Raw genomic sequence first — 14,451 nt, forward strand, 5'->3', positions numbered from 1 at the left:
CCGCCACCCCCCGGGCGGCGTGCGGCCCGGCCCCCTTCTCCCGACGCCCGCGGCGCACCCGCCGGCCCGGACCGACGCAGGAGCAGCGATGACCGACACGTACCTCGAGCTCGTCAACAGCGGGCTGACCAAGAAGCTCGCGCAGCAGCTCGGCCTGCCGCGCCCCGCACGTCTGCGCCGCTACCGCCCGGGGCAGCCGCTCGTGGACGGGCCGGTGCTCGTGCTCGGCACCGGCCCGGACGCCGACGCGGTCGCGACGCTGCTCTCGTCGCCCGCCGGCGGCCCGGCGTCCCCCCGCCCGGACGCGCCGGTCGTGCTCGACGGCTGGGACCTCGACGTGCACCGGCACCCGACGCCGGACGTGCGCTACGCCGCCGTGGTGCTCGTCCTCACCGACGTCGCGCACCCGGACGACCTCACGGCGCCCGTGCTCGCCGCGGCGTCGACGCTGAAGACGCTGCGCCCCGCCGCGCGCGTCGTGACGGTCTCGCGGCCCGCGCTGGAGACGGACGCGCCCGCGGTCGCCGCCGCCCGGCAGGGCGTCGACGGGTTCTTGCGCTCGCTGGCCAAGGAGCTGCGCGCCGGCGGCACCGGCAACGGGCTGGTCGTCGCCGCCGACGTGCCGGTGACGGCGCCCAGCGTCGTCGCGGGGCTGCGGTTCCTGCTGTCGACGCGGTCGGCGTTCGTCGACGGGCAGCTGCTCGAGGTCGACTCCGACGCGGGCGAGCTGCCGACGGACTGGGACCGGCCGCTCGCCGGCCGGGTCGCCGTCGTCACGGGCGCCGCGCGCGGCATCGGCGCCGCGATCGCCGACGTCCTGGCGCGCGACGGCGCGACGGTCGTCGCCGTCGACGTCCCCGCGGCGGGCGAGCAGCTCGCCGCCGTCGCCAACCGCGTCCGGGGCACCGCGCTGCAGCTCGACGTCACCGCCGACGACGCGGGCGAGCGCATCCTCGAGCACGCCCGCGCGCGGCACGGCCGCCTCGACGTCGTCGTCCACAACGCCGGCATCACGCGCGACAAGCTCCTCGCCAACATGTCGGACGACAGGTGGGCGTCCGTGCTGGCGGTCAACATCGCCGCGCAGCTGCGCATCAACGAGGCGCTGCTGACGTCCGGCGACTTCGCGGACGCGCCGCGGGTCGTGGCGCTCGCGTCCACGTCCGGCATCGCCGGCAACCGCGGGCAGACCAACTACGCCGCCAGCAAGGGCGGCGTCATCGGCATGGTCCGCGCGACCGCGCCGCTGCTCGCGCCGTTCGGCGGCACCGCCAACGCGGTCGCGCCCGGCTTCATCGAGACCGAGATGACCGCGCGCATCCCCGCCGTCACGCGGCAGGTGGCGCGCCGGCTCAACTCGCTGCAGCAGGGCGGGCTGCCGGTCGACGTCGCCGAGGCGGTGGCGTTCCTCGCCTCGCCGGCCGCGGGCGGGATCGTCGGGCGCACGCTGCGCGTGTGCGGGCAGAACATGGTGGGCCGGTGAGCGAGCCTCGGGAGGTGCGGCTCCCGGCCGTGCCGGGGCTCGGCGGGCTGTACGGGCGGGCGGCCGCCGGCGCGGCGCGGCTCGCGCTGCGCGGCGGGTCGCGACGGGTGTCGGCGCCGCTGCCGGACGTCGTGCACGCGGTCGACGGCGTCCGCGTCGACGCCGCGCACCTGACGGCGTACCAGCGGCTGCTCGGCGAGCCCGGCACGGACGCGCTGCCCGCCGGGTACGTGCACGTGCTGGCGTTCCCCGTCGCGACGGCGCTCATGGTCCGCGACGACTTCCCGCTGCCGCTGCTCGGGATGGTGCACCTCGCCAACCGGGTCGAGCAGCGCCGGCCGCTGCTGCTGGGCGACGTGCTGGCCGTGCGCGCGCACGCCGAGGGGATGCGTCCGCACGCGCGCGGCACGCAGGTGGACCTCGTCGTGGAGGTGCGCGGCGGTGCGGGCGACGCGGGCCGGGGCGACGACGTCGCGTGGCGCGGCGTGTCGACGTACCTGGCGCCCGGGCTGCGGCTCACGGGTGCCGGCACGGAGGAGCCGGCAGAGCGCCCGACGTTCGTGCCGCCGGCGCCCACGGGCACGTGGCGCCTGGACGCCGGCACGGGCCGCCGCTACGGCGCCGTGTCCGGTGACCGCAACCCCATCCACCTGTCGGCGCTCAGCGCCCGGCCGTTCGGGTTCCCGCGGGCCATCGCGCACGGCATGTACACGGCGTCGCGGCTGCTCGCCGACGTGGGGGCCGTGCGCGGCGAGGCGTTCGCGTGGTCCGTGGAGTTCGTGAAGCCGGTCCTGCTGCCGGGCACCGTGGCGGTCAGCACGCGTCCCGCCGACGCGGGCGGGTACGACCTGGCCGCGTGGCACCCGCGCACCGGCAAGCCCCACGTCCTGGGCACGGTCGCCCGGCTCCTCTAGCGGCCGTCCGACCGGCGACGACCTCGCCGATCCGGCCGTTACGCAGCACCACCGCCCCGCGGTGCTGCACGACGGCCGGTTCGACGCGCCGGCCGGAGGTCGGCGGCCTGATCCACGTCACCAGCCGACGAACCGACGGTTGCGCACCACCGCCGCCGGCCGACGCTGCACGACAGCCGGTTCGACGGGTCGGCCAGGGGTCGGCGGCCTCGTCCAGCGCACCAGCCGCCGAACCGGCCGTTGCGCGGCACCGGCGCCCCGCGACGCTGCACGACGGCCGGTTCGGCGCCGCGGTGAGGGCCTGGCGTCGGCGGGTGTGCGGCGTCGTCGGGCGGGTCGGGCCCGCTGCGCCTAGCGTGGCGGGCGTGCTCGTCGTCCCCAGGCCGGGACGCCGGCCGCGGCGGGCCACCGAGGAGGCACCGTGAGCACCGTGCGGCAGATGGTCGACACCTACCCCGGCGACCCGTTCGCCCCCGCGGAGGAGCTGGTCGCCTGCATCGAGGCGTGCCTGGCCTGCGCGCAGACGTGCACCGCGTGCGCCGACGCCTGCCTCGGCGAGGAGCACGTCGCCGACCTGCGCGCCTGCATCCGCACCGACGCCGACTGCGCCGACGTCTGCACCGCGACGGCCGCGGTGCTCAGCCGCCAGACCGACCCCGACCTCAAGCTGGTCGCCGCGCTGCTCGAGGCGTGCGCGGTCGCGTGCGGGCAGTGCGCGGACGAGTGCGAGCAGCACGCCGGCATGCACGAGCACTGCCGGGTGTGCGCCGAGGCGTGCCGGCGCTGCGAGGCGGCCTGCCGGGCGCTGCTCGCGTCGATGGCCTGACCGGCGCGCGGTCGGCCGCGCCGGCCGGCCTGGCCGCCTGTCGGTGGCCCGTGGCACGCTCCCGGGTGTGGACGCGACCGCCGACGACCTGGTGCCCGACGCCGACCTCGACGCGCTGACCTTCACCGACCTCGACCTGGCGGGCCGCGACGCGTCGGGCGCCCGCTTCCTCGAGTGCGCGCTCGTCGACTGCCGCGCCGACGGCCTGCGCCTCGACCACGCGCGCCTGCTCGACACCACGTGGACGGCCGTGCAGGCGGGCGACGTGCGCGCGCCCTCCTCGACGTGGCGCGACTCCACGCTCACCGACGTGCGCCTCGGGGCGCTGAGCGTGTCGGGCGGCGAGTGGCTGCGCGTGCACGTCGTCGGGGGCAAGGTGGACTACCTCGACCTGCGGGGCGCGACCGTGGAGGAGGTGCGCCTCGAGCGGGTCATGCTCGGCGACCTCGACCTGTCCGGCGCGCGCGTGAAGCGGCTGACCGTCGTCGACTGCGACGTCCGCCGGCTCGACGTCGAGAACGCGCACCTCACCGACGTCGACCTGCGCGGCGCGCGGCTGCGCGAGGCGGTCGACGGCGTCGGCGGGCTCGCCGGCGCGACGGTCAGCCCCGACCAGCTCGTCGACCTCGCGCCGCTGCTCGCGGCCCACCTGCGCATCCGGGTGGGCTGACCGCGGCGCGCGTGCGACGCCGCTCGCGGCTCACCAGCCGGCGAGCCGCAGCACCTCCGCCGCCAGGTCCGCGGTGTCCCGCCCGTCCGTCGCGACCCGGTGCACGTCCGCGGCCGCCTCGGCCTCGAGCCGCACCGCCGCCGCGTCCGAGCGCGCGACGTGGGCGGCCAGCGACGCGCCGCGCTCGCGCCGCGCCAGGCGCTCGTGCGCGGTGACGTCCGACGCGGTGAGCAGCACCGACGTGACGTGCGGACGGTCACCGACGGCCGCGGCGAGCACGTCGGCCTCGAGCACGCTGACGGTGTTGGTGAGGACGAGCCGCCGGTACCCGAGCGCGCGGTAGCGGCGCCAGACGTCGGCGAGGTTGGCCGCCGCGACGCCGTGCTCCCACGGCGCCGGGTGCGCGAGGTCGAGCGCGTCGCCCTCGACGACCGCGTGGCGGACGTCCCGCGCGGTCAGCAGGTCGTGCACGGCCGCGGCGACCGTCGACTTGCCGACGCCCGACCGCCCGCCGATCAGCAGCACGTGCGTGCGGTCGTCCGGCACCGCCTGCCCGGCCAGCCGGGCGCGCAGCCGGTCGCGGACGGCGGGCCACTCGTCGGCGAGGACGGAGAAGTACATCGACGCGCCGCGCGTGCCGTCGGGGCGCAGGCGGTGCCCGCGCAGGCGTCCCTCCGGGACCGCGCCGAGCTTGGTGACGGCCGCGAGCGAGCGGTGGTTGCGCTCGTCGACGCGGTAGGCGACGCGCGCGACCCGCCACTCCTCGAACGCGTGCGTCATGAGCAGCAGCTTGCAGGCCGGGTTGACGTGCGTGCCCCAGACCTCCGGGGAGTACCAGGTGTGCCCGACCTCGAGGCGGCCCACGGTGCGGTCGACGTCGTAGAAGGACGTCGACCCGACGACCCGGTCGGCCGCGTCGAGCACCGCGAACGGGTACCGGCCCGGGGCGGCGAGGGCGGTGGCGACCACCCGCTCCATGTCGGCCGCGGTGCGCGGCGTCGGCGACGTCATGCCGCGCCACACGGTGTCGTCGGTGCACGTGAGCAGCGGCGCCGCGTGCTCGGTGCGCAGCGGGACGAGCCGGACGCCGTGGCCGGAGAGGACGAGGTCGTGCTCCATGGGTCGAGCGTGGCACGCGCGCCGCCACCCGCTCGGCGTCGTCTCAGGTGCGCCGCTCTAGCGTGGCGTGCACACCCACGACGGAGGACCCATGACGCCCTGGTCGCTCGCCCTGCGGGACGTCCCCGCGCCCGACTTCGCCGACGCCGCGATCGTGCCGCTGCCGGCGGGCGCACCGACCGACCCCGCGATCTGGGCGGACGCGGTCTTCTCCCTCGCCGCCATGCCGCGCTGGGTGCTGGCGGCGCTCGCGGTGCGGCAGGCGCTCGTTCCGCTGCTGCGGATCCCCGCGGCGCCGCGCGACACGTTCGCCGTCGACCGGGTCGTCGGCCAGGAGGCGCTGATCGCCCACGACGACGTCCACCTCGACTTCCGCTGCGGCGTCGCGGTCGACCCGGAGGCGCGGCTGGTCCGCGTGACGACGGCCGTCCGGCTGCACGGGTGGCGCGGCCGCCTGTACCTCGCCGTGGTGCAGCCGGTGCACCCGTTGGTCGTCACCGCGATGCTGCGGCGGGCGGCGCGCCGGCTGGCCCGCTGACGCGGGGCGGTCCGCCGACGTGCCGCGTGACGGTACGTCGGCGGGTCGCGCCGCTCAGTCGTCGACGGCCGGCCCGCAGGCGGCGGCAGCGGTGGCCGCGAGGTGGTCGAGGCCGCGGACCTCGACGAGCGGGCGGGTGTCGTCGACGACGGACCAGCAGCCGTCGACGACCTCGTACCCCGCCTGGGTGCCGCGGTCGACGAGCGCCGCGACGGCGGCGACCAGGCGGTCGACGTGCTCGGCGGTCGTCCCGACGCCGATCGACGCGCGCACCGCACCCTGCGACGCGCCGAGGTGCGCGAGCAGCGGGTGCGCGCAGAACCGGCCGTCGCGCACGCCGATGCCGTGCTCGGCGGACAGGTACGCGGCGACGAGGCCGGGGTTGAGGTCGCCGATGGTGAATGTGACGACGCCCACCGGGTCCGGGGAGTCCGGCCAGATGCGGGCGACGCGCACGCCGTCGACCGCGCTCAGGCCCTCGACGAGCCGGGCGCGCAGCGCCTGCTCGTGCGCCTCGAGGGCGCCGGCGGGCAGCTCGGCGAGCGTCTCGCACGCCTGCGCGAGCGCGATGGCGCCGATGACGTTGGGCGAGCCCGCCTCGTGCCGTGCGGGCGCCGGCTGCCACAGCGTGCGGTCGGTGCGGACGTCGCGGACAGCGCCGCCGCCCGCGAGGTACGGCGTGCCCGTGTCGAGCCAGTCCCGTCGGCCGACGAGCGCGCCCGCGCCGTACGGCGCGTACGTCTTGTGCCCCGAGAACGCGACGTAGTCGACGTCCGTCGCGGCGAGCGAGAAGCCGCGGTGCGGGACCAGCTGCGCGCCGTCGACGGCCACCCGCGTCCCCGCGGCGTGCGCGAGCGCGACCACGTCGTCGAGCGGCAGCGCCTCGCCCGTGACGTTCGACGCGCCGGTCAGCGCGAGCAGCGCGTACGGGGTGCGCGCGAGCTCGTCGCGCAGGGCGTCGAGCGTGGCGGCGACCGTGGGCCGCAGCGCGAGGACCGTCGCGGTGCGCGACTCGCCCGCGTGGGCGCCCGTGCCGCGCTGGACCCACGGCAGCAGGTTGGCGTGGTGCTCGACGTCCAGCACCAGCACGCGCCCGCCGTCGGGCACGACGCCGGCGAGCAGGTTGAGGCTGTCGGTCGTGTTGCGGGTGATGACGCAGACGTCGTCCGCGCGGGCGTCGACGAACCGCGCCACGGCCTGGCGGGACGCCTCGTACAGCGCGGTCGACACCTGCGAGAGGTACCCGGCGCCGCGGTGCACGGACGCGTACAGCGGCAGCACCTCGGCGACGCGCGCGGCGACCGGCTCGAGCGCCGGTGCGCTGGCCGCGCAGTCGAGGTTCGCGTAGGTGCGGCTCGTGCCGTCGACGAGCGGGACGGTCGTGGACGCCCCGACGACGGGCAGCAGCGGCCCGCTCCCGGCCGTGGCGCGCGCGCCCGTCGGGGGCGTCGTGGCGGCGGACGACGTGCCCGACACCTCGTCGGCACACGCGAGCAGCTCGGTGATGGTCGTCATGGCAGCCTCCTGGACCCGGGGACCCGGCAGGGAGGTCCCGCGCTTGCCGGCACCGGACGGTGCGCGGCCAGGTCGTCACCCGGGGCACCCCACCGCGGAGGAGGGTTGCCGGCCAGCGAGCCGGGGCTTCGCGCTGGCGCTCATGACCTGGGTCGAGGATCGGCGCGGGCGCCGGGAGGTGTCAACGCGGACACGCGGGCGGTCTCTCCATGCGAGACGCGGGGTCTCACCGCTGCGGAAGGGCAGCGATGTGCGTCACAAATATGCGGATATGCTCCGGCGATGCGGACGACCCTCAACATCCCCGACGACCTCTACCGCGAGGTCCGGACCACCGCCGCCGCGACCGGACGCACGGTGACGTCCGTGGTCGAGGAGGCGCTGCGCGCCGCGCTCGCACGCCACCGCGCGGAGCAGGCCGGCGCGCGGGCCCCGTACGTCGTCGCACCGTCCGGCACCGGCGGGCTGCTGCCCGGCGTCGACCTCGACGACTCGGCGGCCCTGCTGGACGCGATGGAGGGGCGGTGATCCTCCCGGACGTGAACGTCCTCGTCGGGGCCTTCCGCGCCGACGCCCCGCGCCACGACGACCTGCGCGGGTGGCTCGAGCGGACCGTCGGCGGCCCCGAGACCGTGGGGCTCACCGACGCCGTGCTCGGCGGCACGGTGCGTGTCCTCACCCACCCCCGCGTCTTCGCCCGGCCGACGCCGCTCGCCGAGGCGCTCGCGCAGGTGGACGCGCTGCGGGGCCACCCCGACGTCGTGCGCGTCCTGCCGGGGCCGCGGCACTGGGACGTCGTCGCCGAGCTGTGCCGGGCCGCGGACGCGCGGGGCAGCCTCGTCGCCGACGCCCAGCACGCCGCCGTGGCCGTCGAGCTGGGGGCGACGTGGGTGTCGCAGGACCGCGACTTCGCGCGGTTCCCGGGCCTGCGCTGGCGTCCGGCCGTCACGGGGTGACCGCGCCGGGGTGAGACGGCCCGCGCGCGCCTGCGCCGCTGCCGTAGCATCGCCGACGACCATCCAGAGCGGCCGAGAGATCTGGCTCGACGACGCCGCAGCAACCCGCGGGACCCGCACGGGCCCGGACGAGGGTGCTACCGCCAGGACCGATGGAGGACGCATGACCGTGCAACCACGTCCCGCCGACGGCTACGCCGGCGACGTCACGCCCACGGAGGCCTGGGAGCTGCTCGACGGCCACCCCGACGCCGTGCTCGTCGACGTCCGCACGGACGCCGAGTGGCGCTACGTCGGCGTGCCCGACCTGCGCGCGCTCGGCCGGCAGGCGGCGCTCGTCGAGTGGGTGTCGTACCCGACGGGACGCCCGAACCCGCGGTTCCTCGACCAGCTCGCCGCCACCGGCGTCACGCCGGGCGACGGCCGGCCCGTGGTCTTCCTCTGCCGGTCGGGTCAGCGCTCGATCGGCGCCGCGCAGGCCGCGACCGCCGCCGGGTACGGGCCCGCGTACAACGTCCTCGAGGGCTTCGAGGGCGCGACCGGGCCCGACGGCCACCGCGGGCACGAGGGCTGGCGCGCCGCCGGCCTGCCGTGGGTGCAGCCGTGAGCGCGCGCCGCGTCCCCGGGCCGCGCGACTGGGACGACCGCCGCACCGACCGCGCCGCCCTGCGGCCCGACACGCTCGCCGTGCGCGGCGGGCTCGTGCGCAGCGAGCTCGGCGAGCTGTCCGAGGGCCTCTTCCTCACGCAGGGGTACGCGTACGGGTCCGCGGCCGACGCGGAGGCGGGCTTCGCGGGCGACGTCGACCGGTTCCTGTACTCGCGCTACGGCAACCCGACCGTGTCGACGTTCGAGGAGCGGCTGCGGCTGCTGGAGGGCGCCGAGGCCTGCTACGCGACAGCGACCGGCATGTCGGCCGTGTTCACGACGCTGGCCGCGCTGGTCCGCTCGGGGTCACGCGTCGTGGCCTCGCGCGCGCTGTTCGGCTCCACCGTCGTGATCTTCGACGAGATCCTCGCCAAGTGGGGCGTGCGCACCGACTACGTCGACGGGCACGTGCCCGAGCAGTGGGAGGCCGCCCTCGCGACCCCCGCCGACGTCGTCTTCTTCGAGACGCCGTCGAACCCGATGCAGGACCTCGTCGACATCGCCGCGGTGAGCCGCCTCGCGCACGCCGCCGGCGCGACGGTCGTCGTCGACAACGTGTTCGCCACCCCCGTCTTCTCCCGGCCGCTCGAGCACGGCGCCGACGTCGTCGTGTACTCGGCGACCAAGCACATCGACGGGCAGGGGCGGGTGCTCGGCGGCGCGATCCTCGGTCCGGCGGAGATCGTCCACGGGCCCGTCCAGACCCTCCTGCGCAACACGGGCCCGTCGCTGTCGGCGTTCAACGCGTGGGTCCTGCTCAAGGGGCTGGAGACGCTGAGCGTGCGCGTGCGGCACCAGGCGGCGTCCGCGCTGGAGCTCGCGACGTGGCTCGAGCAGCACCCCGCCGTCGCGCGCGTCCGGTACCCGTTCCTCCCCTCGCACCCGCAGCACGACCTGGCACGGCGGCAGCAGACCGGGGGCGGCACCGTGGTGACGTTCGACCTCGCCGTGCCCGACGGCGCGACGCCCGAGCTCGCGAAGAAGACGACGTTCGGCGTGCTCGACGCCCTGCAGGTCGTCGACATCTCCAACAACCTCGGCGACGCCAAGTCGATCGCGACGCACCCGGCGACGACCACGCACCGCAAGCTCGGCGCCGCGGGGCGCGCGGCCGTCGGCATCGGCGAGACGACGGTGCGCCTGTCGGTCGGGCTCGAGGACGTCGAGGACCTGCGCGCCGACCTCGAGCGCGGGCTGAGCACGCTCTCGAGCTGACGGCCCACCGGGCCGGTCCCCCCGAGCGCACTCGGGGGGACCGGCGGGGCTGGGCCGTCCCACCGGGGACGGACCTCGCCGGACGGCGGCGGTCCCCCGGGTGGGCGCGGCCCGCGGACGCCGGCGGCGAGGCTGGGCGCGTGAGCACCTCTCCCTCCAGCACCGTGCCCGGCACGGGCGTCGCACCCGGCACCGTCGCGCCCGGCACCGTCGCGCCCGGCACCGTCCCCGCGCCCGCCGACGCGCCCGCGGCCGCCCCCCGCCGGGGCATCCCCGCCCTCGACGTCCTGCGGGGCCTCGCGCTCTGCGGGATCCTCCTGCCCAACTTCCTCACCGTCGGGCAGTTCCGGTACGCGGTCGAGGACGTGCCGCCGACGTCGCTCGGCGACCCGGGCGGGTGGATCGAGCTGCTGGCGCACCAGCGGTTCTTCCCGATCTTCTCCCTGCTGTTCGGCATCGGCTTCACCCTGTTCCTCGAGTCCGCCACGCGCCGCGGCGCGCCGCACCCCCGCGTGCTGCTGCTGCGCCGCCTGCTGCTGCTCCTGCCGCTCGGCGTCGGCCACGCGTTCCTGCACCCGGGCGAGGCGCTGAGCCTGTACGCCGTGCTCGGGCTGCTCGTCCTGCTGCCCTCGTCGTGGCTGCCGCGGTGGCTGGTGGCGGCCGGCGGCGTCGCGGGCGTCGCGCTCGCGCTGTGGCAGTTCGAGGGCGGCATGCCGATGATCCCGGGGGTCTTCCTGCTCGGCTCGGCGCTCGTGCGCTACGGCGTCGTCGACCGGATGGCGCGGCCGACGCTCCGCGTCGCGGGCCCGCTGTTCCTCGTGTGCGCGGCCGTGGCGGCCGTCGCGGTCCCGTGGCACGTCGGGCAGGTCGAGGACACGTGGTCGTCCCACGCGTCGGGCGTCACCGGGGTCCTCATGGCGGCCGCGTACGTCACCGGCACGGTCGCGCTGCTGGCGACGCCCGCGCGGCGGGTGCTGACCGCGGCGTTCGCGCCGCTCGGGCGGATGGCGCTGACGAACTACGTCTCCGCGACGTTCCTCATGATCGCGGCCCGGTACGCGCTCGACCTGCCGCACGCCGAGGGGTGGACGGGGATGCTGCTCGCGGCCGCGGGGATCGTGCTGCTGCAGTGGGCGGCGTCGACGCTGTGGCTGCGCCGGTTCGCGCAGGGTCCGCTGGAGTGGCTGTGGCGCCGCGGCACGTGGTGGGGTCGCGGCCCGGCCGGACGCTGACGCCCTGCCGCGGCGGCGACGACGTCGTCGTGGTCGCGCGAGCCCCCCGTCAGCGCGGGGGCAGGACCGCGTGCAGGCGGGCGAGCGCCGCGACGCGGGTGCGCGCGACCCCGTCGAGCACGTCGCGGCGCCGGTCGACCGCCGCCCGCAGCGTCGCGACGTCCGCGTGCACGCGCAGGGCCTCGAGGACCGGCCGGATCGCGTCGAGCGGCGCACCCGTGCTGCGCAGCAGCTGGACCGCGCGCGCGTCCCGGACGTCCGCGTCGGAGTAGCGACGGTGCCCGGTGCGCGGGTCGCGACCGGGGCGCAGCAGGCCGGCGTCCTCCCACACGCGCAGCGCGGACGTGCGCACGCCGAGGGCGTCGGCGACCTCGCCGACCGTCATCGTCGTCGCGTCCCCCGGTGGCACGGCAGGCGGCGAGCCGCTGACGTCGTCGCGCGGGGCGCCGTCGCGCGGGGCGTCGTCGCTCCCCGGGACGTCCGCCAGCTCGGCGAGCGCCCGCTCCAGCCGGTCGAGGCGCTGCCGCTCGGCGTGCAGGAGGGCGTGCTGCTCGTCGACCGCGGCCAGCGCCCCGCGGACGTCACCGGCGTGCACCGCGCGCAGCACCGACCGGGCGACGTCGCCCCCGTACCCGCCGGCGAGCGCGCGGTAGGCGAGCGCGAGGTCGGCGTGCCGGGCGGTCCAGGCGCGGTAGCCGTTCGCGGCGCGCGGCACGTCCCCGAGCACGCCGTACCCCGCGTACAGGCGGACGGCCTGCGCGGAGACGCCGGCGGCGTGCGCGACGTCCACCGTCCGCCAGCCGTCGCCCACATCGGCTCCCAGGGTTTGAGGGTTGGTCGCGGCCGGATCCTGACCTGTACACGGGGGACCCTGCACAGGAGCTTCAACCGTACGCTCGAAGCGTCGTGCCCCGGTACCGGCGCCCCGACGACTTCGGGCGCCCGCGCCGGTCCGTACCGCCGTGCCGCCCACCGCCTCCCGAGGAGCAGCCGTGCCCGACGTCATCGCCATCCGTGGCGCCCGCGAGAACAACCTGCAGGACGTGGACCTCGACGTCCCGAAGCGCCGACTGACCGTCTTCACCGGCGTGTCCGGCTCCGGCAAGTCGTCGATCGCGTTCGACACGATCGCCGCCGAGTCGCAGCGCCTGCTCAACGAGACGCACAGCGCGTTCGTGCAGAACTTCCTGCCGCAGAGCGCCCAGCCGGACGCGGACGCGCTCACGGGCCTGACCGCGTCGATCGTGGTCGACCAGGAGCCCATGGGCGGCAACGCCCGCTCGACCGTCGGCACCGTGACGGACGCGTACGCGATGCTCCGGCGTCTGTGGGCGCGCCTCGGCACGCCGGCGCTGGGCACGCCGACGGCGTTCTCGTTCAACGACCCGCGCGGCTGGTGCCCGGCGTGCGAGGGCGTCGGCTCGGTCGCGGCGATCGACGAGGACGCCCTCGTCCACCCCGACAAGAGCCTCAACGAGGGCGCGATCGACTTCCCGAACTACCAGGTCGACGGCTGGTACTGGAAGATCTTCGTGAGGTCCGGGTTCTTCGACCCCGACGCCAAGGTCGCCACCTTCACGCCCGAGCAGCGCCGCATCCTGCTGCACGGCCCCGAGGGCAAGGCCCCGAAGGTCGACGTCGGCGGCGCGTCGTTCACCTACGAGGGGCTCATCAGCAAGCTGCGCCGCTCGTACCTGACGAAGAACCCCGAGCAGCTGCAGGGGCACGTGCGCACGGCCGTCGAGCGCATCTCGACGCGCGGCGCCTGCCCCGAGTGCGACGGCACGCGCCTGAGCGAGGCCGCCCGGGGCAGCCTCGTCGCCGGCCGGTCCATCGCCGAGTGCACGTCGATGCAGGTCAGCGAGCTCGCGCGGTGGGTGCGCGACCTCGACGCCCCGGAGTACCGGCCGCTGGTCGACGACATCGCCGACCGGCTCGACGCGCTCGTGCACATCGGCCTCGGCTACCTCAGCCTGTCCCGCGAGAGCACGACCCTGTCGGGCGGCGAGTCGCAGCGCGTCAAGATGGTCCGCCACCTGGGGTCGGCGCTCACCGACGTCACGTACGTGTTCGACGAGCCCAGCACGGGGCTGCACCCGCACGACGTGCACCGCATGAACGAGCTGCTGCGGGCGCTCACGGACAAGGGCAACACCGTGCTCGTGGTCGAGCACAAGCCCGAGGTGATCGAGATCGCCGACCACGTCGTCGACGTCGGCCCGGGCGCCGGCGCCGCGGGCGGGCGGGTCGTCTACGAGGGCGACGTCGCGGGGCTGCTGACGTCCGGCACGGTGACCGGCCGGCACATGGCCCGTCACCAGCCGCTCAAGACGGAGCCGCGCACGCCCACCGGGACGCTGACGGTCGCGCACGCGACGCTGCACAACCTGCACGACGTCACCGTCGAGATCCCCACCGGCGTGCTCGTCGCCGTCACGGGCGTCGCCGGGTCCGGCAAGAGCTCGCTGGTCCGCGGCGTCCTGCCGCGCCAGCACCCGCACGCCGTCGTCGTCGACCAGGCCACGACGCGCGGCTCCCGGCGCTCCAACCCCGCGACCTACACCGGCATGGCCGACCACGTCCGCAAGGCGTTCGCCAAGGCCAACGGGGTCAAGCCGGCGCTGTTCAGCGCGAACTCGGAGGGCGCCTGCCCCGCGTGCAACGGCCTCGGCGTCATCTACACCGACCTGGGGACGCTCGAGCCGATGAAGAGCCCGTGCGAGACGTGCGGCGGCCGCCGGTTCACCGACGAGGTGCTGGGCCTGACGCTGCGCGGCGCGTCGATCGCCGACGTGCTGGAGATGTCCGTGGTGGACGCGCGCGCGTTCTTCACCGAGCGCACCGAGAAGCCGATCGCGACGATCCTGTCCGCGCTCGAGGACGTCGGCATCGGGTACCTCACGCTCGGGCAGCCGCTGTCGACGCTGTCCGGCGGTGAGCGCCAGCGCCTGAAGCTCGCGATCGAGCTGGGCTCCCCCGCCGACCTCTACGTGCTCGACGAGCCCACGAGCGGCCTGCACATGGCGGACGTCGACCGGCTCATCGCGCTGCTCGACCGGTTCGTCGACGCCGGGTCGACCGTCGTCGTCATCGAGCACAACCTCGACGTCGTCTCGCGCGCCGACCACGTCCTCGACATGGGCCCGGGCGCCGGGTCGGACGGCGGCACGGTCGTGTTCAGCGGGCCGCCGGCCGCGCTCGTCGACGAGCCCGCGTCGCTCACCGGGCGTGCGCTGGCCGTCCGGCACGGGCTCGTCGGCGCCGGGGTCTGACGCGCCGGGGTCTGACGCGCCGACGTGCGACGCGCCACGGCGCGGTCCCGGGCGACCGGGACC

14 protein-coding genes and 2 riboswitches are annotated in these 14,451 nt (G+C 76.6%); of the genes, 11 read left to right on the top strand and 3 right to left on the bottom strand.

What is annotated here, in order from left to right; all coding sequences use genetic code 11:
- The first annotated feature begins 88 nt into the window (after nt 1-88).
- The 4 genes from ACFUMH_RS14955 (at nt 89) to ACFUMH_RS14970 (ending at nt 3,893) form a co-directional block, all read left to right on the top strand.
- Nucleotides 89-1,483 (top strand): 3-oxoacyl-ACP reductase, encoded by a 1,395-nt coding sequence (locus ACFUMH_RS14955; protein WP_378207137.1) that lies wholly within the window; start codon nt 89-91, stop codon nt 1,481-1,483.
- A complete protein-coding gene (locus ACFUMH_RS14960) occupies nt 1,480-2,397 on the top strand; it encodes a MaoC/PaaZ C-terminal domain-containing protein (RefSeq protein WP_378207140.1) in 918 nt (305 codons plus the stop codon). Before ACFUMH_RS14955 ends, ACFUMH_RS14960 begins: the two co-directional genes overlap by 4 nt.
- A gap of 439 nt (nt 2,398-2,836) precedes the next feature.
- Entirely contained in the window at nt 2,837-3,223 is a 387-nt protein-coding gene (locus ACFUMH_RS14965; RefSeq protein ID WP_378207175.1) for a four-helix bundle copper-binding protein, read from the top strand.
- Between the two features lie 67 nt (nt 3,224-3,290).
- Nucleotides 3,291-3,893, top strand: coding sequence for a pentapeptide repeat-containing protein (locus ACFUMH_RS14970; protein ID WP_378207143.1), 603 nt, complete (start codon nt 3,291-3,293; stop codon nt 3,891-3,893).
- Between the two features lie 30 nt (nt 3,894-3,923).
- Here ACFUMH_RS14970 and ACFUMH_RS14975 read toward each other — a convergent pair whose 3' ends face one another.
- Nucleotides 3,924-5,012, bottom strand: coding sequence for a GNAT family N-acetyltransferase (locus ACFUMH_RS14975; RefSeq protein ID WP_378207146.1), 1,089 nt, complete (start codon nt 5,010-5,012; stop codon nt 3,924-3,926).
- A 91-nt stretch (nt 5,013-5,103) separates the two neighbouring features.
- Between ACFUMH_RS14975 and ACFUMH_RS14980 the strand changes: the two genes are divergently transcribed.
- Nucleotides 5,104-5,550: a DUF2867 domain-containing protein gene (locus ACFUMH_RS14980; RefSeq protein ID WP_378207149.1), complete on the top strand. Its 447-nt coding sequence runs from the start codon at nt 5,104-5,106 to the stop codon at nt 5,548-5,550.
- A 54-nt stretch (nt 5,551-5,604) separates the two neighbouring features.
- Here ACFUMH_RS14980 and ACFUMH_RS14985 read toward each other — a convergent pair whose 3' ends face one another.
- Nucleotides 5,605-7,065, bottom strand: coding sequence for an aminotransferase class V-fold PLP-dependent enzyme (locus tag ACFUMH_RS14985; RefSeq protein WP_378207152.1), 1,461 nt, complete (start codon nt 7,063-7,065; stop codon nt 5,605-5,607).
- A 34-nt stretch (nt 7,066-7,099) separates the two neighbouring features.
- A riboswitch (SAM riboswitch) is annotated at nt 7,100-7,213 on the bottom strand.
- 134 nt (nt 7,214-7,347) lie between these two features.
- Between ACFUMH_RS14985 and ACFUMH_RS14990 the strand changes: the two genes are divergently transcribed.
- The 5 genes from ACFUMH_RS14990 to ACFUMH_RS15010 all read left to right on the top strand — a co-directional run bounded on the left by ACFUMH_RS14990 (nt 7,348) and on the right by ACFUMH_RS15010 (nt 11,116).
- Complete coding sequence (locus tag ACFUMH_RS14990) at nt 7,348-7,593, top strand: type II toxin-antitoxin system VapB family antitoxin (RefSeq protein WP_378207155.1); 246 nt, start codon at nt 7,348-7,350, stop codon at nt 7,591-7,593.
- A complete protein-coding gene (locus tag ACFUMH_RS14995) occupies nt 7,590-8,021 on the top strand; it encodes a type II toxin-antitoxin system VapC family toxin (RefSeq protein ID WP_378207158.1) in 432 nt (143 codons plus the stop codon). Before ACFUMH_RS14990 ends, ACFUMH_RS14995 begins: the two co-directional genes overlap by 4 nt.
- A 56-nt stretch (nt 8,022-8,077) precedes the next feature.
- Nucleotides 8,078-8,180, top strand: a riboswitch (SAM riboswitch).
- A gap of 4 nt (nt 8,181-8,184) precedes the next feature.
- Nucleotides 8,185-8,628 carry a rhodanese-like domain-containing protein gene (locus ACFUMH_RS15000; RefSeq protein WP_378207161.1) on the top strand — a complete coding sequence of 148 codons (444 nt, stop codon included), beginning with the start codon at nt 8,185-8,187 and terminating at the stop codon, nt 8,626-8,628.
- Nucleotides 8,625-9,884, top strand: coding sequence for an O-succinylhomoserine sulfhydrylase (locus ACFUMH_RS15005; RefSeq protein ID WP_378207164.1), 1,260 nt, complete (start codon nt 8,625-8,627; stop codon nt 9,882-9,884). The genes ACFUMH_RS15000 and ACFUMH_RS15005 overlap by 4 nt, the downstream gene beginning before the upstream one ends.
- A gap of 140 nt (nt 9,885-10,024) precedes the next feature.
- On the top strand, nt 10,025-11,116 hold the full coding sequence (locus ACFUMH_RS15010; RefSeq protein WP_378207166.1) for a DUF418 domain-containing protein: 1,092 nt from the start codon (nt 10,025-10,027) through the stop codon (nt 11,114-11,116).
- A 49-nt stretch (nt 11,117-11,165) separates the two neighbouring features.
- Here ACFUMH_RS15010 and ACFUMH_RS15015 read toward each other — a convergent pair whose 3' ends face one another.
- Entirely contained in the window at nt 11,166-11,927 is a 762-nt protein-coding gene (locus ACFUMH_RS15015) for a MerR family transcriptional regulator (protein WP_378207169.1), read from the bottom strand.
- A gap of 181 nt (nt 11,928-12,108) precedes the next feature.
- Here ACFUMH_RS15015 and ACFUMH_RS15020 point away from each other — a divergent pair, with 181 nt between their 5' ends.
- A complete protein-coding gene (locus tag ACFUMH_RS15020) occupies nt 12,109-14,388 on the top strand; it encodes an ATP-binding cassette domain-containing protein (RefSeq protein WP_378207172.1) in 2,280 nt (759 codons plus the stop codon).
- Nucleotides 14,389-14,451 lie beyond the last annotated feature (63 nt).

This window comes from Cellulomonas sp. NPDC057328 (assembly GCF_042667215.1).
In the GTDB taxonomy this organism is placed as follows: Bacteria; Actinomycetota; Actinomycetes; order Actinomycetales; family Cellulomonadaceae; genus Cellulomonas.